Source organism: Planococcus sp. BI3, assembly GCF_056680115.1.
The window spans coordinates 582,918-607,431 of record NZ_CM155266.1 but is presented as its reverse complement, the minus strand read 5'-3'; the positions used below and the strand labels follow the sequence as shown (position 1 = coordinate 607,431).

21 protein-coding genes are annotated in these 24,514 nt (G+C 43.2%); 10 read left to right on the top strand and 11 right to left on the bottom strand.

Translation table 11 applies throughout. The features are described 5' to 3' along the window. Window positions 1–23: 23 nt before the first annotated feature. Window positions 24–863, bottom strand: coding sequence for a nucleotidyltransferase domain-containing protein (locus AC1MEO_RS03050; protein WP_480334240.1), 840 nt, complete (start codon window positions 861–863; stop codon window positions 24–26). Window positions 864–1,308: 445 nt separating this feature from the next. Between AC1MEO_RS03050 and AC1MEO_RS03045 the strand changes: the two genes are divergently transcribed. From AC1MEO_RS03045 to AC1MEO_RS03025, 5 genes are all read left to right on the top strand, one after another. After that, the gene (locus AC1MEO_RS03045) at window positions 1,309–1,983 is read left to right on the top strand and encodes a response regulator transcription factor (RefSeq protein ID WP_480334239.1); all 675 of its coding nucleotides are present in this window, start codon (window positions 1,309–1,311) and stop codon (window positions 1,981–1,983) included. Beyond that, window positions 1,980–3,350 (top strand): sensor histidine kinase, encoded by a 1,371-nt coding sequence (locus AC1MEO_RS03040; protein WP_480334238.1) that lies wholly within the window; start codon window positions 1,980–1,982, stop codon window positions 3,348–3,350. The genes AC1MEO_RS03045 and AC1MEO_RS03040 overlap by 4 nt, the downstream gene beginning before the upstream one ends. Before the next feature lie 118 nt (window positions 3,351–3,468). After that, window positions 3,469–4,503 carry an ABC transporter permease gene (locus tag AC1MEO_RS03035; protein WP_480334237.1) on the top strand — a complete coding sequence of 345 codons (1,035 nt, stop codon included), beginning with the start codon at window positions 3,469–3,471 and terminating at the stop codon, window positions 4,501–4,503. A 1-nt stretch (window position 4,504) separates the two neighbouring features. Further along, window positions 4,505–5,182: an ABC transporter ATP-binding protein gene (locus tag AC1MEO_RS03030; protein ID WP_480334236.1), complete on the top strand. Its 678-nt coding sequence runs from the start codon at window positions 4,505–4,507 to the stop codon at window positions 5,180–5,182. 495 nt (window positions 5,183–5,677) lie between these two features. Continuing rightward, window positions 5,678–6,241 (top strand): cysteine hydrolase family protein, encoded by a 564-nt coding sequence (locus AC1MEO_RS03025; protein ID WP_480334234.1) that lies wholly within the window; start codon window positions 5,678–5,680, stop codon window positions 6,239–6,241. Window positions 6,242–6,306: 65 nt separating this feature from the next. Here the strand turns inward: AC1MEO_RS03025 and AC1MEO_RS03020 are convergent, their stop codons facing one another. The 4 genes from AC1MEO_RS03020 to AC1MEO_RS03005 form a co-directional block, all read right to left on the bottom strand. After that, complete coding sequence (locus tag AC1MEO_RS03020) at window positions 6,307–7,380, bottom strand: NAD(P)-dependent alcohol dehydrogenase (protein WP_480334233.1); 1,074 nt, start codon at window positions 7,378–7,380, stop codon at window positions 6,307–6,309. Window positions 7,381–7,804: 424 nt separating this feature from the next. Then, window positions 7,805–8,230, bottom strand: a complete 426-nt coding sequence (locus AC1MEO_RS03015; protein WP_480334232.1) for a DUF4064 domain-containing protein — start codon at window positions 8,228–8,230, stop codon at window positions 7,805–7,807. Between the two features lie 41 nt (window positions 8,231–8,271). Then, complete coding sequence (locus AC1MEO_RS03010; protein ID WP_480334231.1) at window positions 8,272–9,228, bottom strand: ABC transporter permease; 957 nt, start codon at window positions 9,226–9,228, stop codon at window positions 8,272–8,274. Beyond that, window positions 9,221–10,141 carry an ABC transporter ATP-binding protein gene (locus AC1MEO_RS03005; RefSeq protein WP_480334230.1) on the bottom strand — a complete coding sequence of 307 codons (921 nt, stop codon included), beginning with the start codon at window positions 10,139–10,141 and terminating at the stop codon, window positions 9,221–9,223. Before AC1MEO_RS03005 ends, AC1MEO_RS03010 begins: the two co-directional genes overlap by 8 nt. Window positions 10,142–10,405: 264 nt before the next feature. On the opposite strand from AC1MEO_RS03005, the gene AC1MEO_RS03000 reads away from it, so the two are divergent. Further along, window positions 10,406–11,125 (top strand): MerR family transcriptional regulator, encoded by a 720-nt coding sequence (locus tag AC1MEO_RS03000; RefSeq protein ID WP_480334229.1) that lies wholly within the window; start codon window positions 10,406–10,408, stop codon window positions 11,123–11,125. Here the strand turns inward: AC1MEO_RS03000 and AC1MEO_RS02995 are convergent. Both AC1MEO_RS02995 and AC1MEO_RS02990 read right to left on the bottom strand, forming a co-directional pair. Next, a complete protein-coding gene (locus AC1MEO_RS02995) occupies window positions 11,117–13,138 on the bottom strand; it encodes a HelD family protein (protein WP_480334228.1) in 2,022 nt (673 codons plus the stop codon). The two genes, AC1MEO_RS03000 and AC1MEO_RS02995, sit on opposite strands and share 9 nt — an antisense overlap. Window positions 13,139–13,388: 250 nt before the next feature. Then, complete coding sequence (locus AC1MEO_RS02990; RefSeq protein WP_480334227.1) at window positions 13,389–15,467, bottom strand: sensor domain-containing protein; 2,079 nt, start codon at window positions 15,465–15,467, stop codon at window positions 13,389–13,391. A 1,126-nt stretch (window positions 15,468–16,593) separates the two neighbouring features. Here AC1MEO_RS02990 and AC1MEO_RS02985 point away from each other — a divergent pair. The 3 genes from AC1MEO_RS02985 to AC1MEO_RS02975 all read left to right on the top strand — a co-directional run bounded on the left by AC1MEO_RS02985 (window position 16,594) and on the right by AC1MEO_RS02975 (window position 18,494). After that, window positions 16,594–17,271: an NAD(P)H-dependent oxidoreductase gene (locus AC1MEO_RS02985; protein WP_480334226.1), complete on the top strand. Its 678-nt coding sequence runs from the start codon at window positions 16,594–16,596 to the stop codon at window positions 17,269–17,271. Window positions 17,272–17,616: 345 nt separating this feature from the next. Then, window positions 17,617–17,883 (top strand): SunI/YnzG family protein, encoded by a 267-nt coding sequence (locus AC1MEO_RS02980; protein ID WP_480334225.1) that lies wholly within the window; start codon window positions 17,617–17,619, stop codon window positions 17,881–17,883. 239 nt (window positions 17,884–18,122) lie between these two features. Next, window positions 18,123–18,494: a hypothetical protein gene (locus AC1MEO_RS02975; RefSeq protein WP_480334224.1), complete on the top strand. Its 372-nt coding sequence runs from the start codon at window positions 18,123–18,125 to the stop codon at window positions 18,492–18,494. A gap of 349 nt (window positions 18,495–18,843) precedes the next feature. On the opposite strand, the gene AC1MEO_RS02970 is transcribed toward AC1MEO_RS02975, so the two are convergent. From AC1MEO_RS02970 to AC1MEO_RS02955, 4 genes are all read right to left on the bottom strand, one after another. Further along, window positions 18,844–19,809 (bottom strand): carbohydrate kinase family protein, encoded by a 966-nt coding sequence (locus tag AC1MEO_RS02970; protein WP_480334222.1) that lies wholly within the window; start codon window positions 19,807–19,809, stop codon window positions 18,844–18,846. Window positions 19,810–19,841: 32 nt separating this feature from the next. After that, on the bottom strand, window positions 19,842–21,311 hold the full coding sequence (locus tag AC1MEO_RS02965) for a glycoside hydrolase family 32 protein (protein WP_480334221.1): 1,470 nt from the start codon (window positions 21,309–21,311) through the stop codon (window positions 19,842–19,844). Window positions 21,312–21,772: 461 nt separating this feature from the next. Continuing rightward, window positions 21,773–22,759, bottom strand: coding sequence for an aldo/keto reductase (locus tag AC1MEO_RS02960; RefSeq protein ID WP_480334220.1), 987 nt, complete (start codon window positions 22,757–22,759; stop codon window positions 21,773–21,775). A gap of 189 nt (window positions 22,760–22,948) precedes the next feature. Continuing rightward, on the bottom strand, window positions 22,949–23,806 hold the full coding sequence (locus tag AC1MEO_RS02955) for an SRPBCC family protein (protein ID WP_480334219.1): 858 nt from the start codon (window positions 23,804–23,806) through the stop codon (window positions 22,949–22,951). 277 nt (window positions 23,807–24,083) lie between these two features. On the opposite strand from AC1MEO_RS02955, the gene arr reads away from it, so the two are divergent. Beyond that, complete coding sequence (gene arr / locus AC1MEO_RS02950) at window positions 24,084–24,500, top strand: NAD(+)--rifampin ADP-ribosyltransferase (RefSeq protein WP_480334217.1); 417 nt, start codon at window positions 24,084–24,086, stop codon at window positions 24,498–24,500. Window positions 24,501–24,514: the final 14 nt, after the last annotated feature.

Genomic DNA, 24,514 nt, shown 5'->3' with positions numbered 1-24,514 from the left:
AAACATTAGTTCAACTTATATAGCTAAGTAATCATTTCCATTATTTTTTGGAAGTGTTTTTCGTTGGCATCTATGCCAGTCTTTTCACTTAGATGCCGATTCAATCTGAGAACTTCAGGAACCATGGATGTCACTGTTACCAAGACTTCATCCGGCTCTCTCCTGCATCGCCACTCTTCTAAAAGAGACAGCTGCCCATTATTCAGTATGCTTCTTTTCCCTTCAACTTTTGACCAGCTGCCATAAGAAGCATCAAAGTGTTCATCCATTTCCATATACCAGCCAGAAACTACTAGCCAACGCATCCTATCTATATTAAATTCAGCGTGAAGCATCTCCCTTCTCATGAAGGCACGGTACGTCTCATGAGCAAACGCAAGAATCTTCCCTTTCCAGAACTCCACTTCATCCGTCGAAATTTTATAAGAGATATCAGATGACTCTTTTATGGCCGGACTTATTAGGCAGTCGGGATCGTGAAGTACTTCTACTCCTTTTAGCCAGATGGACGGCATAATTTCATCCGGAGCATGATACCAGCTATCCATTTTGACAAAACAATCATAATGCGTCACCACTACAGGACCTTTTGGATCCGCATTTTCATGAAACAGCACGTTGCCCCATTTCTCTGCTCTGACACATTTCTCCTCAATGAATTCAGTTCTCTTTTCGGGCTTTACAATTGTGTGCAGGTCTATATCCGAGTAATCGTCAAAGTTCTGTTTCGCTAATGATCCTGCCAAGTAAATGGCGAGAACATTCGCATCTGCCATTAAATCCTTCAAAGCGTTCTGCAAGAGAACTGCTCGATGTTTTGGCAAAGAGTCATCTCTTTTTGAATGTCTATCTTTGGATTCCAAGCACAACAACTCATTCCTATAATTTCTCTTACCTTCCATTATCATACTTTCGCTATCCGCTCAGAAATCCCTCTTTTTACCTGCCAAGCAGGCCTCTTACTTGAAATTTTAAAGCAATCATATTTTAAACCATTCGCAAAATGGGTCTTCTGAAATAAGGGATCCGTTCTGGTTATGCGATCTGAATCGATATTGCTTTTTAACATAGGTAGTAATAGGCCGGGGGAAAATTGCACATGTTCTCTTCAAAATAGCAGTTTTAAAGTTGAGAAGCCCAAGCAATCCTGTAAAGACAAAGTTGTTGTGGGGTTCTTGTATGGCGTCTTAGTCATGAAAATAAAACAGCAAGAATGGGGTTGAGTTGGTTTCTTTTCCGCCGATTCATTGCCTCTTCGATTGGTAAGCTTTATAGTCTACTTATTGCAAGCACTTGAGGAGGATGAACATGACACGGATACTCGCAGTAGATGACGACATGCATATGCTGCATTTTGTTTCAGCCGAACTTCGCCAAAATGGGTACGAAGTAATCGAAGCCGGATCAGGAGAACAAGCTTTAGTTTGCTTACAATCAAAGACGGTGGATTTGGCGATCGTGGATGTCATGATGCCGGGCATTGATGGATTTGAACTTACGCAAATATTGCGGAAAGACTATGACCTTCCCGTCATCTTGCTTACGGCGCGGCATCACATCGAAGACAAAGAGCGCGGATTTTTAGCCGGTTCGGACGATTACCTGGTCAAACCTTTCGAATCAAAGGAATTGCTGTACCGCGTCAAGGCCATTTTGCGGAGGTATGATCATCCCACTGAAGATACGTTGACTATCGGATCTTTAACTATTGATTCTAAAAGCTACGAAGTCCGGTCAAGTCAAGGAATGCTACTGATCCCGCTCAAGGAATTTGAATTGCTGTCATTGCTGGCTTCCAAGCCCAGACAAGTGTTGAGCCGGGATTTGATGATTGAGCGGATTTGGGGCATTGATTTCCAAGGAGATGAGCAGACAGTGAATGTCCACATTAAACGGCTTCGCCAACGCTTAGGCCGTTTTGCTCCCGATGTGCAGATTGTCACCGTAAGAGGCGTAGGCTATAAACTCGAGGTGAACCCATGAGCCTTTACGTCAAATTAATTTGGTTTACTTTTGCGACAATGCTCGTCAGCAGCATCATCTCCTTTTTTGCGATGAACACTTATTACCACCAAAACTTAAAAACAGAAAATAACGACAAAAATTTGGCGATCGCCGCTTCAATTGCCGAGTATGTGGAAGGTGTTGCACCCGATCAACTTGAAGCGACATTGCGTTTGCTGGGGGATGCCGGGTACCAGCTGTATGTTACAGATGGCGACACTGTAGATCGATACGGCAGCGAGTTCCGGAACGAATCGATTGATGAAGCGGATATTCAGCAAGTTCTCCAGGGAGACGCCTTTAACGGCATACGTGATTTCCCACGGGAAACGTTTGTCACCGGATTTTTCGCCAACGAGCTGGAAAATTCTGTCGGTGTATCGCTGGAAATGAACGGTGAAAACCATGCACTCTTTTTGCGGCCGGATATTAAACTTCTTTTCCAGGAACTTCGCTTCTTATTCGGCGGATTGGCAGTCGGCATCATTTTGTTGAGTTTTATCGGCATGCTGCTGGTTGCGCGTTTATTGATCCAGCCGATCACCAAATTAACGGAAGCGACAGAAAAAATGGGCACGGAAAGCTTTGACGTTCCTCTTGCGATCCATCGAAGAGATGAAATCGGCCGTCTGGCAGATCAATTTGTCACAATGCGCAACCGGGTTGAGCAATCAACTTTAAAACGCAAAGAATTTGTCCACAATATATCCCATGATATCCAATCACCCCTGCATACGATTCAAAGTTATTTGTCTCTCCTTCAAAAGGATGACAGCAGCGAAGCAGAAAAAACACAATATGCTGCCATCATCCAGGAAGAAACGACGCGCTTGTCTTTATTGACCAATCAATTGCTGACCTTGGCGTCATTCGATAAAGAGACGATTGATCCCGTAGAGGAAATCGCCGTAGACGAACAACTACGGAATACCCTGTCCCATTTGCGCTTCGCCTTTGATGAAAAAGAGCTTGGGGTATCAGCTCAATTGGAAGCGGTCAAAGCCAAAGGAAACGCTGTCCTTCTTCAAACGGTCTGGGAAAATCTGTTGACCAATGCGATCAAATACAGTGAGCCGGGTGGCGCCATCGAACTTCAGTTAAGCGCTACAGCAACCGAGATGGTCGTGCGGGTACGGGATGAGGGCATCGGCATGGACCAGGAGGAAACGGCCCGTGCGTTTGACCGTTTTTACCGTGCGGACCAGGCGCGGGTGCGTTCATTGAAAGGGTCAGGGTTGGGATTGGCCATTGTTAAAGAAGTCGTCGAGTTGCATAAAGGGACGATTAGAGTCAAAAGTATTCCTACAGTCGGAACAACTGTAGAAGTGAAACTGCCACTTTCGTAAAACGCACCTCTTTTTTGGTTTCTTAGTTGATTTTCCTTTTGAAATGTAATGGCTTGTTCATCTTCCGTTCATCTTAGCCCCTTAAACTAAGGGTATTAAAGAAATCGGAGGCCTATAGATGAACATTGCATGGAAAGAAATTAAAAAAAGTAAAGTGAAATTTATGATTCTGGGTTCGATTGTGTTTCTGGTCAGTTTTTTGACATTCATTATTTCCGGACTCGCAAACGGCTTGTCCCAGGACAACGCCGCATTGATCAAAGATTTGCCGGATGGACAATTTTATATGGATCAAGATGCGGAAGAAACGTACAACCTTTCGCTGATCGACCCCGTTGTCCAAGAAGCGGTTTTAAAGGAACAAGAAGAAGCGGTTGCCCTGTCCATCCAAATGGGATTTTTGAATGATGAAGAAGACAAGCAACGCAGTGTGGCCTTCGTCACGTCAACAGACTCCAAACTGTTTGAAAATGTCCAAGCAGGCGAAATTGTCCTGGACCGTTCTTTGGAAGAAGCAGGCTTAAAAGTCGGCGATACGCTGACCAACAACCAATTCAGCGGCGAATTTGTCGTGAAGGGCTTTGTTGATCAGCAAAAGTACAGCCACGCCCCTGTCGCTTTCATCAATATGGAAAACTACAAAGAGATGTACCGGGTAAATGAGATGCAATTGATTTTCATTTCTTCAGGAGATGAATTCCCAGTCATCGAAGAGCTGCAATCATTTACGAACAGCGAGTTCCTCAATACGATTCCCAGCTACAGCGCGGAACAACTGTCCCTCAACATGATTGTCTGGTTTCTTGTCGTCATCAGCGGATTGTTGTTCGCCATTTTCTTCTACATGATGAACGTGCAAAAAATCGGATTGTATGGAATTCTTAAAGCAATCGGCGTGAAGACGAGTACCTTATTCCAAATGATGTGGACGCAGATGCTCTTTATCACCTTCATTGCACTGGCGTTATCGATTGCACTCAGCCAGAGCTTCAACTTTATCGCACCAGAAGGAATGCCTTTCAGCTTAACCGCAGCCACAACGATCCAATTATCCATCGTTTTCCTCGTCATTGGTTTTGTCGGAGCTACCCTGTCAGGCATCCAAATCAAAAAAGTTGAACCGCTGCAAGCGATTCAACAAGGAGAGGTGTAAGATGACCATTTTCACAATCAATGAACTGAGAAAAACGTTTACTACCGGTGAAGTGGCAGAAGAAATATTAAAAGGAATCGATTTGACGCTCCAACAAGGAGAGATTACAGCACTCGTAGGCGCCTCCGGATCCGGCAAAAGCACGCTGCTGACAATCGCCGCCGGCCTCCAGCCGGCTTCAAATGGCAAAATTCTATTTAATGGAAGGAATATGACCGACATGAGCCAGGAACAGATCCGGAAGATCCGGGCCAGCGAGTTCGGCTTTGTCTTTCAGTCTGCGCATCTTGTCCCGTTCCTAACGGTAGAGGAGCAGCTGACTTTGATGCTTGAAGTATCGGAAACGACATTAAAAAAAGCGCAGCAACAAAAGGAAATTGCGGATATCCTGAAACTGATCGGCATGGAACATCGAAAAGCTGCCTACCCCGCTTCATTATCGGGTGGCGAAAGACAGCGGGTAGCGATTGCCCGTGCCATCATCCACAAACCGAAAATCCTCTTTGCGGACGAACCGACGGCCAGCCTGGATTCAAAACGGTCAAAAGATGTCATGGAGCTGATCCGCGACTTGACGAAAACGATGAAGATCACGACGTTGATGGTTACCCACGATGAGGAAATGCTGGCCTATGCCGACCATGTCATCACGATGAAAGATGGCTTGGCCGTGAAATGAGAAGCGATATTCTTTAGATTTCTCTCTTGAAGCAATTGCCATCCTAACCGTATTGGAAATGAATGCTGCACAGGAAAAGAGGGAAAGATGCTTGCCACAGCGTCTTTCCCTCTTTTGCATCCTTTGCATCTGATGCTGCTAAACTAAATTTCTTCAATTGTTGATAACACTGATTTGGCATGTTTTTTCGCTATATCTCTTCTTTCTTGGGCAGTTAACTTGTAGAATTGTTGATCGTTGGGCAATAAACTCACACTATGCAACTTGAATTTAATGTACTTGAAAAGGTTCCGGTTAATATACCGGAACCTTTCTGTTTATAAAAATCATGCCCCATTCTACCGGCAAAAACGTTTTCTTAGAAACCAGCCGGAATAATTTCTTTGATTGCCAGCAGACTACATCGTCAACTGATTTCATGCCAAAGTATTCGATAAAAACGATGATTACGTATATCATGAGCTTGTAGGAAAAATTCATGAATGGGGTGGGAAAATGAGTACAGCTTTAATCGTTGTCGATATTCAAAATGACTACTTTCCAAATGGAAAAATGGAATTGAGCAATCCAGAAAACGCAGCTGCCAATGCGGCTAAAGTTCTTGAATGGTTCAGACAAAATCACAAAGACCATGTTTTCCATGTTCAACATATCGCAAGCAATCCAGCTTTGGGCTTCTTCCTTCCAGATACGCAAGGGGCGGAAATACATGAAGCGGTTCAGCCAATGGAACACGAAAGCATCATTGTCAAAAACTTCCCGAACAGCTTTCTGCAAACGGAATTAGAAAGCCAATTAAAAGAAAAAGGCATCACCAAGGTTGTAGTGGCCGGCATGATGACACATATGTGCATCGATGCTACTGTGCGTGCTGCGGTGGATCTGGGTTATGAAACAACATTGATCGAAGATGCCTGTGCGACGAGAGAATTAACGTATCAAGACAAAGTCGTTCCAGCAGAGCAGGTTCATTATGCGTTTGTCGGCGCACTCCAAGGGATGTATGCGGATGTCACAACGACAGAAGATTTTTTGCAACAGAAAGCCGCAACCCTGTAAACATGCTGATTTCAATAAAAAATGGAAACTTGTTTTTTTACAAGTTTCCATTTTTTATATAGAATTCAGTAATTAATTTTTAGAACCGGTTTAATGACTGACCCATTCTCTGATTCTTCAAAAGCCTTATTGATTTCATCAAATCCAAAGAATTTCACCATTCGATCGTAAGGAAATTGTCCATTCTTATAGTAAGAAATCATTTCCGGAATGAAAGTTTGTGGACTTGCATCGCCTTGACTGGTTCCTGCAATACTGCCGCCTTTTAATGCCAATGCTTCCAACGGTATAGAAAGGTTAAAATCAGTAACGACAGTAACTATTTTTCCAAAAGTATCCAATGAATCGATGGCCTGTGCAATCACCACATCGACTCCGGTCGTATCAAGGACATGCTGCACCCCTGCACCTGTAATTTCTTTGATCTTTTCTGCAACATCGACACCCTTGCCACTTTTTATAGTAGCGGTTGCCCCCAACTCTTCCGCCAGTTCCAAGCGATTTTCATGGAGGTCAATTCCAATAATGTTCTTGCAGCCTGCAATTTTAGCAGCCATGATCGCACTTAATCCTACGGCCCCGACACCAAATACCGCAATAGAACTGCCTGCTTCTGGCTTCAGCACATTTAATACACTGCTAGCTCCGGTTTGTAGGCCACAACCTAGTGGAGCCGCCAAAGCTAAGTCCATATCCTTATCAATCTTCACAACATTTCTTTGGTTGACGAGTGAGTATGTTGCAAATGAAGATTGCCCGAAGAATCTGGAAACCAATGTATTGGTATCTTGATCGATGTGGCTATTTAAATTAAGTTCACCATAATGTCTGCAATGTGCAGGGTGATCGGCTAAACAATTATCACATTCTCCGCAACTTGCAAATGAGACAACCACGTGATCTCCTTTTTGAAGTTCAGTAACTTCAGCCCCTACCTCTTCTACAACTCCTGCGCCTTCATGGCCAAGAACTGCGGGCGGATCGACCATCCCGGTGTCTCTCCCTGAAACATCCGTATGGCAGATCCCGGATGCTGCTACTTTTATTAAAACATCTCCCGAACCAAGTTCCGGCAATTCAATATCAGTCATTTCAAACGCTCTTCCCATTCCCGGTGTGACTGCCGCTTTAATTTTCATAATGCTAACCTCTCCTTTTGTAAAGTTTGTCTCTGCTTACTTCACACATAAGCCTGGAGATTAATGGGTTGCCGTTCTTTTAATTTACGTTTGCCTGTTTCCCTGCCCACAAAGTAGTGATTTCGGATGCAATGTAGTATTCGCAGAAGCGCAAGAATCAAGTGAAATAAGAATCAGCTCCAACCTCTTCACTTCCCGCAATCCACGATTTTCAAACTTTCTATAAAGTGGATACCGCATCGGTTTATTCTCCAAATAGTCTTAGGAGTATTCAACTTCATAAGTGTTAGTTCGTCTAATTCTACTTTTTTCATATTAATCGAGTGTACTTCTTTTTTCTGGATAAAGTGAAAACCCCCAGCCTTCTTGTTAAGACAAGAGGACCAGGGGTTCTTTCATTTTAGGGCAACTTCCTTTTTGTAAATTACATTTCCAAAGTTCTTTGCGGCTTGCGCACGAAGCACATGATACCGGCAATCAGATAGAAAAGACCGGCCAGGATTCCAGCGCCCGCTGTAACGATTGAGACGATTACCGCAGTCGCGATGAAGACGATGCCCGCGATGATCGGTTTTTTATTGCCTTTCAGCAAGACCATTGCTACAATTCCTAACACGATTGCTGCAACTGACGCCAAAAGCAATACCCAACCGCCTGTACCAAGCAAATCCATCCCCATTTCAAATTCTGCCATGCTGAATTCGGTGTTTGGATCGCCGGTTCCGGTCATTGCTTCTTCCATTAAAACTCTATTATCCTGCATCCACATCAGGAAGCCGCCAATTGCTGCTGAAAATGCGAAGCCCAATGCCCCGATAATTCCTAATACTATTTCCGCTGTACGTTTCATTTTTATTCCTCCTACTAATTTTTCCATTTCAAATAAAACTCTTAATTCCCTGTAACGTCCCGTTTTGTAAATGCTACCCATGCTGCACCTATAAAGATGACGAAGTAAACCACCAGCACCACGATTGAGAAAGTCAGCGACATCCCCGGAATCATCGGCTCCATGCCATTCATGTATTGGTTCAGGTTCGTGTTGGCGAACAGAATGTATTTTGACCATTCGTATTGCGACAGGAAAGCCACAATTGCGTTGCCGGCCATCATCAGGAAGATCGCCAGGCCGATTGCCATTCCACTGCTTCTGAAAATAGCGGAAATCATGAATGCGAAAGTTGCCATCATCACGAGTGTCACAAGGCTGAAGCCATAAGATTTCACAATTTCACCCAACACATCATTTTGCACATAACCAGGCATCATATCCTGTACGACCAACGGATTCAAACCGTTCAGCCCGAACAATAATGCGCCGACAATCCACGAGGAAAGCAGCAGGAACACGAGTAACGTAGAGGCAAATATCAGCACTGACAGGTATTTGGACAATAGAATCTTTGTCCGTGATATCGGCCGGATCAGCAATAATTTGATTGTGCCCCATTTAAACTCATTCGAGATAATACCTGCCGCCACAATGATGGTGAACAAGCTGATGACTGACGTAAGGAAGCTGTTTTCCAGCACATATTCCCAGCCGTCATAGGGCTGCGGCTTGATATTGTTTTCGAGACGGTAGTTATTTTCGGCTATGTACATCTCATTTGTAAATCCAATAAACTCATCTTCTTCCATTTCCGCCGTCATCTGTGCATTTTCTTCCTGCAATTCAGTCTGCCAGTTGTTTCCGTATTCCTTGAAATCGGATTCGCCCCCAAGGAATTTCGTAATAAGCCCGCCGCCGACCGCAATGACCAACAGTACTGCAAACATCACCAATGTCCCTTTTTTGGCATATAATTTTATCTGTTCATTCCAGATTAAGTTCAGTAAGTTACTCAATGGTATTCTCTCCAATCAGGTCAAAGAATTTATCTTCCAGCGTCGCCTGCAGGACGCGTACACCGTAAATGCTGATGCCCAGCTCCATCAGGTTTTTCAGGATTTGCGGAATCTCTTCCCGTTTGACCGACATGGAAAGTTCTTTGCTGCCAACTCCCACTTTATTGCCTAAATGGCTGTCGAGGTAGGCTTTGGCAGTATCCAACGGCTCTACTTCGATATAAACTTCTTTCAGATCTTCTTCGTTTACGGCGCCTTTCACTTCTTCGATGGCAATCAATTCGCCGTTTTTGATGACGCCGATCCGGTCACACATCAATTCGATTTCAGTCAATAAATGGCTGGAAACGATGACCGCCACATTTTCTTTTTCAGCAAGATTGCGTATGTATTTCCGGATTTCACGGATACCTGAAGGATCCAGCCCGTTTGTAGGTTCATCCAAAATCAGAATCGATGGTCTATGTAATAAAGCTTGCGCAATTCCGAGGCGTTGACGCATACCGAGTGAGTAGCGGCCCGCTTTTTCGTGAATTGCATTTTCCAGTCCCACGAGAGCTGTCACTTCTTTTATACGATCTTCTGTGACGCCTTCGACCATTCGCGCATATTGCTTGAGATTTTTCCAGCCACTGAGGAAGGGATACATTTCAGGATTTTCAACGATGGCGCCCACATGCTGGATGGCACCTTTGAAATCCGTTTTGATGCTTTTTCCTTCAATCAGCACATCGCCTTCTGTGATGTCGATCAATCCGACCATCATCCGGATCGTGGTCGTCTTGCCCGCTCCGTTCGGCCCCAGAAATCCGAACACTTCACCCGCTCTGATTTCAAAATCCAGTCCTTTGATAATCGGCTTGTTGCCGATTGTCTTTTTTAAATTCACCAATTGCATTGCCGGCTTTGACATGATTGTGCACCTCCGTATTTTACTTTCCCACTCCTCTATTACGATAGAAAAGGAATTAAGTTCCCAATAATGGTAATTATTTTAAAAACTTAAGGTTTTACGGATTTAAGAAAGCATCAAAGACATAACGCTAAAGTTACTTTCGGAGATAAAAAGAGAGAAACCGCCTTACACAGTTTGGTACTCCCCCAAAGTTACGCAGAGTCTCAGCCATAATAGAAGATGGTATACTGATTAAAAACCTATAGTTCTGGAGAGAGTCAAATGTATACGAGCGAAATCGCAAAAAATGTGGGTGTACACCCCAATACCGTCAGGCTGTATGAAGAATGGCGGTATATATCACCAGTCGCCCGCCAAGCCAATGGCTACAGAGTTTTTTCCGAAATTCATCTGCTTCAAATGACAATTGCCCGGCTTGCTTTTAAACAGGAATTCATACAGAATAACCTGCGCAAAAAAGCGACAAAGATTGTCCGGTTGAGTGGACAGGAAGCATTTTCCGATAGCTTATGTGCTGCGGAAGCTTACTTTCTTTTTTTGCGAAGCGAGTACCGTTACACAATAAAAGCCATCGAAACCGTTGATCGGCTGCTTCAAAACCAGCCGTTTACCGACAACGTATATTCTCACCAGGAAGCCGCAGAAACTCTTCAGTTGACGCAGGAAACCCTGCGGAATTGGGAACGCAATGATTTGTATACGGTTCCCCGCACTTCCCAAAACCGGAGAATCTATGCAGAATCGGACATTCAAAAATTGTTGATCATCCGGACTTTGCGTACTGCCCATCTTTCCATCACCAGCATTGCCCACCTATTCCGCGAACTGGAATTGCCTGTCGACAACGATGTGTTTGCCATCATCAGTTCGGCCAAGTTTACTGAGGATTTTTCACACGTCACTGACGACTTGGTCAATAATTTAAAAATCGCCATGAAGGATGTCGAATCCATCATGACGATTTTAAAGAAATTACAGTAAAGGCGACGGTTCTTTCGAATCAACCATCAATGTCAATTGATGCATTGCCCGTGTCGCCGTAATATAGAGAAGCCCTCGCTCAAATTCCGTGGCATAATTTTCTGCATTCACAAAAGGAACAATCACCGAATCAAACTCCAAGCCTTTTGCATATTGAATCGTGGTCAAAAGGAGCCCACTTTCAAACTTTACTGTTTCCCCGTCCAGTACCATGAACGAAATGGCTAAATTGTTTCTCAAGCAGATAAGGTCCTGCTCTCTCTTGCAAATGATCGCCGTGGACTTATATTCATTGGCCGCATATTTTCGAATCAACTCATACATTTCTTCAAGCGACTCATAGGCAAGTTCTGCCGGTTCATCACCATGGCGGGCAATCGGCTCTAGATCTCCTGTGCGCATAAACTTCTTCGAGTACATTGCTATTTCGTAAGATGAACGGTAGGTCTTGGTCAATTCCACGTACTCGGTGTTCTTGAAAATCGTTTGGAACGCCTGTTTCGAAATGGTTTCATACGGCAGCAGCGCCTGGCTGAAGTCCCCAAGAATTGTCCGTTTGCAGCTGAACACTTTTGATAAGACTTCGTATTGAATGGGCGTGTAATCCTGCATCTCATCCAGCACAAAATGTTGCACGAGTTCATAGTTTTTGATGCCTTTAAAATAATAGTGGACATAAAGATAAGGATACACGTCATTGAATTCAAACTTATTCTTTGAGAATATAAACATGTCCGGACCAAGTTGTCCGATAAAGTTGCGGTAAATCTCCAATGGCGTCGAATAGAGCAGACGTTTTTTTAAGCGCTTCATCACTTCATTTCGGCTTGGCAATTTCCCTTCGCCGCCACGTTTGGACTTTAAGACTTCCATCATATCATCAACCATGGACTCCAAGCGGTTCATGACTGGCTCTTTTCGGTATTGGAGAAAACGCCCCTGCAAATAATCAGCTGTAAATTCCGTCCCTGCTACCTGAATAGCTTCATGGTTTAACAGGTTCGCATCCAATTCCACCAAAAACTGTTGGAGTTTTTGGTGGAATGCAGCATTTCCTTTGAATTTTGCACGTGCCGTTAAAGCGCTGGATTGATCTTGCAGAATTGCCGTTGTTTCTTTTTCGAACGAAGTAAATCCAAGGGGTGACGCTAACAGATTCACGGTCAGTTCGTCGATTGTGAAAGAGCGGATAGGTTGTTCGCCAAGCTCAGGGAGTACTGACGAGATGTAATCCCCAAAAACCTTATTGGGCGACAGAATAAAGATCCGCTCTACCCGCAAGCTCTCCCGGAATTTATACAGATAATAAGCGATGCGGTGGAGAGCAACGGCTGTTTTCCCGGAACCTGCTACGCCTTGGATGATGACATTATGCGCGGTTTCATTTCGTACGATTTTATTCTGCTCACGCTGGATCGATGTCACAATGGTCTTCATCTTATCATTCGAGTGTGTGCTCAATGCCTGCAACAGCGATTCGTCTTGAATCGTCAAGGAGCTGTCCATAACGTATTGCAGCGCTGAATTCTCGATTTTAATTTGTCGTTTTCCAATAAGCTCACCATCAAAAAGGCGTTCCATCGCACGATAATGAGCTTCGCCAAGTTCAAACTCATAATACATATTACAAACCGGTGCTCGCCAGTCATAAATAAGCTGTGTGCCGTCATCACCTTGAAATCCGAAACGCCCGATGTAAAAACGTTCAACGTCCTCCAGCTCTTCGCCCTCGTATACAAAATCGAACCGGCCGAAATACGGCGAGTCGATCAATTTTTTCACCTGTTCACGTTCCATTACCTGCATGTATCCTTGTTTATCAATCATGCTCAGTGTTTGTTGATGATCGTATACTTCAAACTTGTCCAATTCACTTTTGTAGTCAATCATATATTTCTGCAATTCTTTAAAACCTTGATCTTGTGTTGTGATGCCAGCTGACAATTTTTCTGATGCACGATCCAAGCTTGCCAACGTTTTATCCAAATACACTAGTTCCTGTTCCTTAGCCAAGACGTCCCCTCCTTCAAACAGCAATGCTTAGTCTACCAGACAAATTCTGGCTGGTGTCTAAGTGGAGGGTTGGATTCCGGTTAGATTGTTTGGATCTTCAAAACTTCATTCGGTTTTGTTGCTCTTCATTTATATATAGAACCGTCCGTAAAAGTATCGCTTTGCGCCCTCATCAGGAAGTTAAGCAATCATGAACAGTCCATGATTGCGTTTATCTAAAAAACGAAATTTACAGCTGCAGATGAAAAGATTACCGTTGGGAATGAATGTACTTTAACAGTTCAGAAAAAGACAGGGGCTTACTGAAGAAATAGCCTTGGCCCTTTTCACATTTGTAGCTTTTCAACAACTCCGTTTGTTCCTGCGTCTCGATCCCTTCTGCGAGGACTTCCAACTTCAGATCATGGACGCTTTGTATAATTCCTCGGATCAGCGTCTTCTTCGATTCATTCATTTCCATGCCATTCACGAAGGAACGGTCTATTTTCAAACAGTTGATTGGCAGCCTTGTCAAATAACTCAGCGAAGAATAGCCGGTTCCAAAGTCATCCAGGGAAATTTTCACTCCCACCGCTTGCAGTTGCTCCAACTTCGCTATCGTTCCCTCGATGTCATAAGTGACCACACTTTCAGTGATTTCCAAATTCAAGCGTTCTGCCGGGAAAGCGGTTCTTTCAATCAAGGCTTTTATTTTCCCGACAAATGAATCTTGCAGCAATTGCCTCATGGAAATATTGACATTTAACATGATCGGCAATGCCAGTTTTTGCATATCGTGAATGGCCCTTTCCAATACCCAGTCGCCGATCCCAATAATGTGGCCACTTTTTTCTGCCAGGGGAATAAGTTCTTTCGGGGAGATGTGGCCAAATTCCGGGTGTTCCCAGCGAATAAGGGCCTCGACACCCTCGAGTTCTCCTGAATCGAGCCACACCTTAGGCTGGTACACCAACTGGTATTGCTTGTACTCGACTTCCTGCTGCAAGGCATTCGTCAGTTTATGGGTTCTCAGGGCATCTGCCAACATACTTGGGCTGTAGATAGTAAAGTTTTGCTGCCGGTTTTCATTCCGCCTAGACTGGGACATCGCAATAGTAGCGAAGCGAAGCAGCGACTCGGCACTGTCAGTATGCTCCGGAAAAAGACTGATTCCGATAGTGGGCGCATCCTTTACTTCACTGGAAAGTGCCAGCGGAACGTCTCTTATCAATTTTTGCGCCAAACTCTTAATGCCGGCTATATCCTCGTATGGCAGCAATGCCACAAACTCATTATCTCCGTACCTCGCGATAAAACCGTTGCCAGGCACCAATTCTTCTATTTTACTGCCGGCTTCTTTGATGACTTCATCTCCTGCATGGCGGCCGAACAAATCCGTTATGACCTTGTATTGATCCAAGTTTATGAACAGCAACGCCGCTTTCGTTCCCTGTTCTTTCGCCGATTTCAGAAAAGGACTCATTTTTTCATAAAAAAGAGTCTGGTTTGGAAGACCTGTCAGCACATCGTAATAAGCCAGGCGGTTCGCCAATTCCAATGCCTGCTTTTTCTCCGTTATATCCAACAGTGTTCCCATCAGTGCTGGCTTTCCTTTGTAGGCGATAACAGAAGAACGCAATTCAACGGTGCGCTTTGTCTGGTCTTTTTTGACAATGGCAAGTTCCAGTCTCCCTTTTTCTTTCCCACTCAAGAAGGTTTCAATTTTTTTCAAGACCAAATCGATGCTTTCTTGGTCCAAAATCTGATCGTAATCCATGCCAATCAATTCGTCTACACTGTAGCCGGTGATCTCTTCCATCTGCTGGGTGGCATATTGGTAGGTCCCGTTCTGCAAGATATAAACCGCTTGTGCGCTCTGCTCCAACAATGTCTGGTATTGGGCCGCTGCTTCCGCCATTTCGGCTTCTTTCTGGACAATGTCCGTAATGTCTTGTGTGACCCCGTTATAGCAGATGACTTCCTGATGAGAATCAAAGACCGGGCTCCCCTTCGTTTTGACCCAAATAATCGATCCGTCTTTTTTATTCGCTTTGTATTCAAAAGTGAAAGAAGCTTGACTCGTTATGTGAAGCTTCACCTTTTCCACAAGCACTTTGTTTCCATGGCAGAAGAACTTTCTAAAGAAATCCGGGTGGGACAATTCGTCGGGAGAATAACCAAAGAGCTTTTTCAGTCCTTCGGTTACAATCCATTCCCCTGTCCGGAGGTCATAAGACCAAAAGAAAAGATGGATACCTTCTGCCAAAAACCCCAGATTTTCTTGCTGTGTGCGCATAAAAAAAGAATGAAGACTCTTCATTTCCATAAATTTGCTTCGAATATCATTCATTCAACATCCTCCTCTAACGGGTAAATTTGGAATCTTTTCCGAAAAGTTATGAAGGAAAGAGTCTTACGCCGTTTCCCTTCATTCGATTACAGTATGTCCAAATGTGTAGAATAAGTTTCCAACTTCCGTTAAATCCTGATATGCAAACGCGGATATATCCAAAAATTTACGATTTCGAATCTTATAAGATGTCCAGGATCGGGTAATAAAAACACGGGCTTTTCATGCTAATCTCCCTTGATAATCGAGTAGACGTTTTTTTAACTGGGTCCGTTACAGTAATTGGGATGAAATTTTATTGCCTTGCTTTCTTTTGCTCTTAATTACCGGCACCATTTTAAGGATCTGCTTCAGTAAATCCAAAAGGAGCCACGATAAAGGGGCAGGCTCCTTTATATTATTTTCACAATAGCTTTATATAAGTTGAGCTAATGATCTATTTCAGTCGATATTCCGCAAAACAGCTCCGAAGACATTAGCCGTAGCTTGCGAGGAAAATGTCTTTGCGACGTAGTGCGCAGTACGAAGGAGCACGATTTTTAAAGCTACGCTATGGATAGGGATGGAGTCTTCGCTGTTTTGCTCCATATCTCTGAGAGTTCTCCGGCGCCGGTGCAGCTCGGGACGAGTTTGGGAACTAAGGTGAGTGTTCTTCTCGGCTTATCGTGTGAACCAAGGTGCGCCAGAAGAGTTTGGTCCACCTTTACGACAAAGCTTACGGAGTAGCATTGCTCTCTTCTCTTCAATAGCCGCCGAATAGGCCTATAAATGTTGCTTCTTTAGTCAACTTATATAGTTCCTATAATATATGGATCTACTTTCATCGCTTCCATATTTATCGCTCCTTTTTCTATAAATAAACAACAATTTAGCTTGTTTGTTGTTCGAGCGATAAAACAGCGAACACGATGATTGATAACAAATGTACTTTCCTATAGTGTCTAATGTGCAACATCTGTTGTCTAAGAGAGAGATGTGATCTTTCACGTTTTTGCTGTTTGACAACTGCATACATAGGCCAAGCTCTTCAAAAACAAGAAAAATATCATCTCACTTTTTTCTTATTGACGAAAATGCGAGGAAAGGCTTGCTTGCCTAAATACAATTAAGAAGGAAGTTTTTGGACATGACACAAAAAGCAGTAAAAAGACAAGAAATTCTGGATGCGTTCCATTTTAGACGTGCTATAAAAACCTTTGATCCATCAAAAAAAATCTCAGAGGAAGACTTTCATGTAATCTTAGAAGCAGCCCGACTTTCACCAAGTTCAATTGGCTATGAACCTTGGAAATTCCTCATTATTCAAAACCAGGAATTCAGAGAGGAGCTAAAAGAGATTTCTCCAGGCGCCCAAGGAACACTGCCCACTGCAAGCCATTTCGTTATCATTCTTGCAAGAACAATCAAGGATACGAAGTACGACTCAGAATATGCGAAAAATCAATCGCTTAATGGGGGACTCCCTGCTGAAATGTATGATCAAATCAAAGATGCGTATAAAGAATTCCAAGAAAATCAGCAAAACCTCCTGGTAAATGAGCGTACAATGTTGGATTGGGCTGGAAAGTCAACCTATATTCCCTTCGCCAATATGATGACTGTCGCAGCTTTGCTGGGAATTGACTCGTGTCCAATAGAAGGGTTCCATTATGATAAGGTACAAAAACTTCTTCAGGAAAAAAACTTACTGGAGGATGGTCATTTAGCTATATCGGCTATGGTTGCGTTCGGCTACCGGGCAGATGAACCTAAATTACCTGCAGCAAGAAAAGACATGAAGGATATTGTGCAGTGGATTCATTAATGATTTTAAACGGGGAAAATTTTTAAAAAAATAACAGATGCCATTTTTAAATGAGCATCCGTATTGTTGTACAGCTTGGAGATCCTTAACTGTTTGTGTACAAACTTTACGATCCTCGGACATTCATTGAGAACTGTAGGTACCAATCTACAGTTCTTTTTTTATGGACTGAGCTGTTGTATCGCCAAAACGAGCAGCTGACTACGATAAACAAGGTTTTATCATTTAGTCCCTCATATATAACCTATTATGTATGTAAGAAGCATGCCGGTTGAGTTAGTGCATCAAGGGTTTAATTTATCTTAATATGTTAAAATAAGTTAATTACTAGGAAGGCGGGATATTTTGTTTGAGGTATTTGTAAAAAAAGTAAATTCTGATATCGTGATTAGATGGTTATTGACAAAGATAACAATTCCAATAGCTGATATTTCAGCAGTTACCACAGATGACACGTATAGCGGAAAAGAAAAACAGGCTATAAGAATTGGAATGCCCTATGGCACAACAGATCGAGTAGTTATCATCACTAAGGAAAACACCTATATTTTGTTTACGACCAACTATATAGCGATACAAAAAAACCTAAACTCGTACATCCATTCATTGTAATAAATGGTCCGTTAAAAACGGCTTGCATTTTTGCGCATTCGATTTTTTTAACAAACCAACCTCTCGCTTAGCTAAAACTTTTGACTGAAAGCAACAAGAAATCAAGATTTTGAATGTAACTTACTTTTTATTAAGCTACATTCACATTGATAAATTAAGACTGCTGCTTGTGTTGGGAAGCACCGTTTGTTTTTCTTACTGCCAGTTATGAAATTATCCTGTTTATAGGGGTGGATGAAATGCCGGAATTTCCAACGGAACTAGACTTTTTGTCTTTATTTGCATGTGAACCCAGCGTATTGGACAACTCGAAAGATTATCCGTTTTACTACAACGAAGCAACCTATCGATTTTCTAATGGGGATGATGACTTCATCATTAAACTTTCTCCCTCATATGGAGAAGTAAAAATTCAAGTCATCAAATCCAATTTGAACCGATTGGTTTCACTAATCGATTTAAAAAGAGTCCAAAAGCTTGAAATTACAGCAGATACAAAAGAACATGCAAGCATACTTCTGACGATCATAAATGAAGACAGCCAACAAACAATTGAAATTGATTTCAAGCCTTACTTCAAACAGATTTTCAAAGACCATTTAAGCAGATAAAACAAGAGAGCAAAGATCTGATTGATTTTGCACAATCACAGTCTCTTAAGGTCCATGAGTTTGCATGGGAAATCCCGATAGAACGTGCAGGATTCCAGCAAAATGCACTTTACCTGATTCGCCCTGATGGATACGTTGCTTTAGCAAATTCAGAGCAAGGGGTCATTGCGTTAAAAGACTATCTGAATGAACTTAAAATATCTCCTTTTAATGCAGAGTGATTTGTAATTACTGAGGAAAGCTTTAAGACTGGTGATGAAATAAACCCCAAACTGGGACACTTTTTAAGCGTCTCCCATTTGGGGTTCTGTTAAGTCTGCTCTTTCTCTTTTTAAAAATAAAAGTTTTTTTATTTTATTAATTGCAAGACTTGATCTTTCGTGGGAAGCGAAGGGATGGCTCCTTTTCCAGTGGTAACCAGAGCTCCGCTGGCATTTGCAAAAGCCAGTATTTCCTGATGATGCTCACTTACTATAGCTTCCAGATTGTCTTGTCCTGTATTCAGATTCAACAGTCCATACAGGAAACCGCCGACGAACGCGTCTCCCGCCCCCGTCGTGTCCTCCACTTTCACAGAATATCCCGCGGATGAATATTTTTTGTTCTGAACGTAAAGGTCTGCGCCTTTTGCAGCTTTCGTCAACACCACTACCTTTACATCTCCTGTGAACAAAGACGCAATTGCTTTTTGTTCATCCGCTGTCCCTGTAATAAACTCCAGTTCATCATCGGAGATTTTGACAATATGCGCCATCGGAATAAATTCCAGTATGGTCTTCCGGCATTCCTGCGGATCGTCCCACAGAGGCAGACGTACATTTGGATCAAAACTAATAATCCCACCACGCGCCTTGGCTGCTCCAATCGCTTTCACATGCGCGTGTTTCATCGGACTCTCGACTAAATCCACAGAACAAAAGTGCAAAAAATCCCCTTGATGGAACCAGTCGGTATCTATTTCTGATTCAGCAAGAAGCAGATCTGCAGAAGGATTTCTGTAAAATGAAAAATCGCGTTCCCCATCCTCGCGTAATGATACAAAGGCAAGGCCGGTATTCGCTTCCTTTGTTCTTACAATCTTATCGGTCCTTACGCCGGCCTTTATCAGTTGTTCCAGAAGAAAATCACCAAAGGCATCTTCCCCTAATTTGGTGATCAGTGAAGCAGTTCCGCCAAACTTTGCAACAGCAGCTGCTACATTTGCAGGAGCACCACCAGGAGCTCGCGTAAAAGAATCGACATCTTTTAATGCGAGTCCTTTTTGGTGGGGGATAAAATCTATTAATATTTCGCCAATAGAAAACAAATTTCCCATTCAGCACATCTCCCTCTTCGAACGTTCCTCTATTAATAGTCCCACTTTACTGCTTTAAACGTTACAGAACCGCCTGTTGCATAAAACCGGATTTCCTTGCTTCTTATATCGGGAAAAATCCGCGAGGTAAAAACTTCTTCTCCATCGTTCACAAAAATTTCTACTGATGAAGAATCAACGAACAGATGAAACTTGCGAACATCTCCAACAATCTGGCATTTTCTTTCTGTTCCATACTTGCTTCCAATCACTTTGCCTGATAGAGTGCGGTCCAGTATCACTTTCCCCTGGACTGCATCGTATTTGATCACTGTTTTTTCTTCTTCACCAGCTCGGAATTCTATGCCATATTCCAAGGCATCTCCTCGTTCAAACTCACAAACCAGCTCATAAGTGGTCCCTGAGAATCCATCATACATTTTCTTTTCATCCCAAATTGTATCTTCTGCTACGACTTTGTTCTTACGGAGTGACTCCAGTTCCGGAACAGGTTTTTGAATAATTTTTCCATCACGAAGCGATAATTCTCTAAGGATGGTCAAGCAGTTTGCCCATCCATTCATATCGGTGGGGTACTCGATTTCAGGCAAACCCATCCAGGCTACCATAAGACGCCTGCCACTCGGATCCTTCATTGTATGCGGGGCATAAAAGTCAAAACCACGGTCAAGTTCGATAAAAATTCCGTGAATCAATTCCTTTTGTTGCAGATCGATCTTCTCACCCAACACATAACCCGCTTGATAGATATTTTGATAAAGATCCCCCACGGGCTCCAGTCCTTGCGGTGAGAAAATCAGGATACCCTGATTTTCCATTTCAAAATAATCCGGGCATTCCCACATAAAACCGAAGTCATCCAAGTTTGTGGCCAGTTCTCCTTCAAACTTCCATTCCAACAAATCAGATGAACTTAACAGACAGACACACCCTGTTTTATCGGTTCTTTGTGCTCCTATTACCGCATAAAACTTTTCTTCCTCTTTCCATAATTTCGGATCGCGGAAATGCTCCGTATATCCCGCAGGAACTTTATCAAGAACTGATTTTTTCGATTTTATAATATTTCCTTCTTCATCCATCATGGCTATGCATAGATAAGGGTGCCGCACGAGATTCTCGTCCCGTGTATTGCCTGTGTATAACAAATATAAGTTTCCGTTATACTCAACAGCACTTCCCGAATATGCACCATGGCTATCAAAATATTCGTCCGGTTTAATGGCAATTCCGACATTCGTCCAGTTTACGAGGTCTGCAGATTTGGTATGATACCAATACTTCAAGCCATGAAAAGGCCCTAACGGATGCCATTGATAATACAAATGATATTCACCGTTATAAAAACAGAAACCGTTCGGATCATTGAGAAGCCCAGAAACCGGTTGGATATGAAACGTTTGCCGCCAGGTACAGCTATTAACCCTTAAAATCAAGTTGTCTATATCTTCTTGGCTGACCTGATCGAGTCGGATGTAACTTTTTTCTCTTGGTAATGTCATTTTAAACTATGCTCCTTTTTAAAAAGCAAAATCTTTCGTTGCAACATATTCAGAAAACTTTGCTTATCTAAGAAACCCTTCCCCCTGCCAAAAGCCTTTTATGGAACCGATTCCATAAAAGGCTTTGAAAATTTACTTTTCTTCCTGTTTTCTGTGATTCTTCGAAGTGTTTTCCTCCATTTTTTTTTGCGGAATCGGTTCCATCCCCCCCTTAAATGTAAACGCTTTCATAACTAAATTATATTACCACCCAAATTTATTGTCAACGATGCCCCTCTGCAATATACAAGAAGTTGAACATTTTAAAACCTTTAGAAAACCGTTCGTGAAAGTGTCAAAATACGTTACGAACGGTTGCCATTTCGGAGGAGAAAAAAGTCAGTATAAGTGTTGAAATCTACGCAAAAAAAGGTCCTGGCAATTTAACCAGAACCTTCTTTTTACACTATGAGAATAACGCTTTATTTTCCTGGCAAAATCGCTTTAGAAGAAACCAGCCCCGTCTCCACCAGCTCTTCCCAAAAAGCAGCGGGAATAGTGGCCTTCATTGCCTGCAGATCTTCTTTGATGCGGTCGGGTCGCGTCGAACCCGTCACCACCGCTTTTACCGCAGGATGTGCTGTTGAAAACTGCAGGGCGGCATCTTTCAAGTTCACGCCGTGGTTGTGTGCAACGTCTGTGAAGCGACTGACTCTCTTCTTGATCTCCGGTGTGATTTCCTGGTAATCAAAATAGTCGCCGCCGAGCAATGCACCCGAGTTGAATGCTGAGCCAATGATGAGCCCGCCATCCTTTTCCTGCGCCAGCCGCATCATCCGCTCCAATGCACGTTCATGTTGAAGCAGCGTGTATTGTGTCGCAGACAAGCTCAGATCCGGATGTGCCTCCTCCAGTTCAAGCGCCACTTCGATCGGCGTGGTGGTGTTCACGCCAAGCCCCCACGCTTTGATGACCCCTTCATCTCTGAGGCGGTCCAGCACTTTGAACGCACCTTTCCGTGCTTCGTCGAACTTTGTGACCCATTCATCTCCCAGAAAATCCGGCGAGATATCATGCACAAAAACCATATCCAAACGGTCCGTTTTCAGGCGTTTCAGGCTGTCTTCGATCGATTGGAGTGTTCCATCTTCTGTGTAGTCCGTCTGGATTTTATTCTTGCGGCCATTCTCAAACAGCCCCTCTTTTGCTTCCTCTTCATCCAGCACAATCCGGCCGACCTTCGAACTCAACAGGAAATCATCGCGTTTATAGGAAGACAATACTTCACCCAGCCGGATTTCAGCCAAGCCGGCTCCGTAAAATGGCGCCGTATCAAAATAGCGGATCCCTTCTTCCCATGCAGACTGGATCGTCTGCATCGCTTCGCCTTCCGGTACCGCCCTGAACATATTGCCGAGTGGCGCTGTGCCGAGTCCTAGTTTGTTTTTTATGGTCAATTCATTTTTCATTTATGGACACCTCTTCTGAAGTAGATTTAGTACATATCATCTATAAGTATCTACCCGCTGGGAAATCGGCTAAACTGGGTCAGTGCTTTTGCGCGCCAAATCAAAAAAATAGCCCCTGAAAGTTTTCACTTTACAAGGGCTATTTTATAAGCTGCTTGGGTCTTTTTTTTGCGGTGCAAGGACTCTACATTAGCGGGCCAAATTTTTCAGAATGCTTTGCCACCCTTGGCGCTGAAGGTGCAAATTGTTTTGCTGTTCTGCCTCAAAGCGTTCTTCGATCAAGCAGCCATAAGGCTTCTCAAAGATATCGATACGCACTTTTCGCCCATCCCCCAACACAAAATACAATTTTTCAGCAGGTTCAATTTCCGTATAAGTACCCCAAAAATCAAAAGACTCACTGCCATCTTTAGCAGCCATTTCGTAGTGAAATTCGCCCCCGATCGCTAATTTATTTTCAGCGTTTGGACAATGCCAATCATCGCTCGCATAATTCCAAGACATTACTTTCTCAGGCGTGACCAGCTTTTCCCAAATCACCTCGGGACGATTGCGCGACTTTTCGCGGAGGGTTATCACCTTCCCTACGTCTCCACTGGTTTCAAGACGAATCGCCATACGGTCAAAAGCTTTTTCCCAGCTGCCCTTAAACTCTTCGGCTACTTCCTCCGGCAAATCTTGCTCAACTTCAAAAATACATGTGTTATCTGCCTGCGGAATAAATCTATAATTCTCGAAGGCCCCTGACCATTCCTGAGCCAAAGGGGAATCATAGTCATCGGCGCCATCTATCACCAAACCCACATGCTTGATCGAAATAAACTCTGGCCACTGGCTTTCTGCAATTTCTGACAACATGCCATTTTCCATCCCATCTTCATCTTCCGCCACAAAACGAATCGTGCTGCCCTTAGTCCACTCCCCATTAAACTCTGAGCCTGGAGAGAAAGTTTCCGTCCAAAAACGATAATGATCCGGATCGACCACAAGTTCCCAAAGCAGTTCTGGGTCGACATTAAAAGCCCTTTCAAGGTGAATTCTAATCATGATTTTCTCCCTTCTTTCCTATGATGGTCGCACATTTGGATTTCTCACAACAGTAATTCCTCAATGGTTTCTGATTACCCTCTGTCCGCCCTAAGCGGCAACTAAATTCGAGAAATTGGGCTTTAGTTAGTTAACTTATGTAATAAAAAAGCTTATCCGATATCATTCCTTATACTAAATTATACTACCAATTAAAAATAATTCACAGACTACTCTTTCCGGAATTCCTAGCCTATACTTTTATATAACCACACTAGCCTAAAGGAGGGATTTCGGTATGAATGACAAGAAGGATGTTTTGGATCCAGGCCCTTTCTTCCATGGAACAAAAGCACAACTAAGCATCGGAGATCTATTGGAAGCCCAATATCTATCCAATTACCAAGACAAAAAATCCAATTATATCTACTTCACAGCATCGCTGGAAGCGGCAAAATGGGGTGCTGAACTGGCCGCATCCGATCTAAAAGAAAGAATCTATGTTGTAGAACCAACGGGTGATTTTGAAAATGACCCGAACCTTACCGACAAAAGATTTCCCGGAAAGCCAACCCGCTCCTACAGATCCCAATCACCGCTGAAAATCGTCGCAGAACTGGCTTCCTGGGAAAGGCATTCAGATGAGGAAATCAATCACATGCTTACCTCTTTAAAAGAAATGCGTGAACAAGGAAAGGCGATTATACTTGATTGATTTTTTATTGGAGT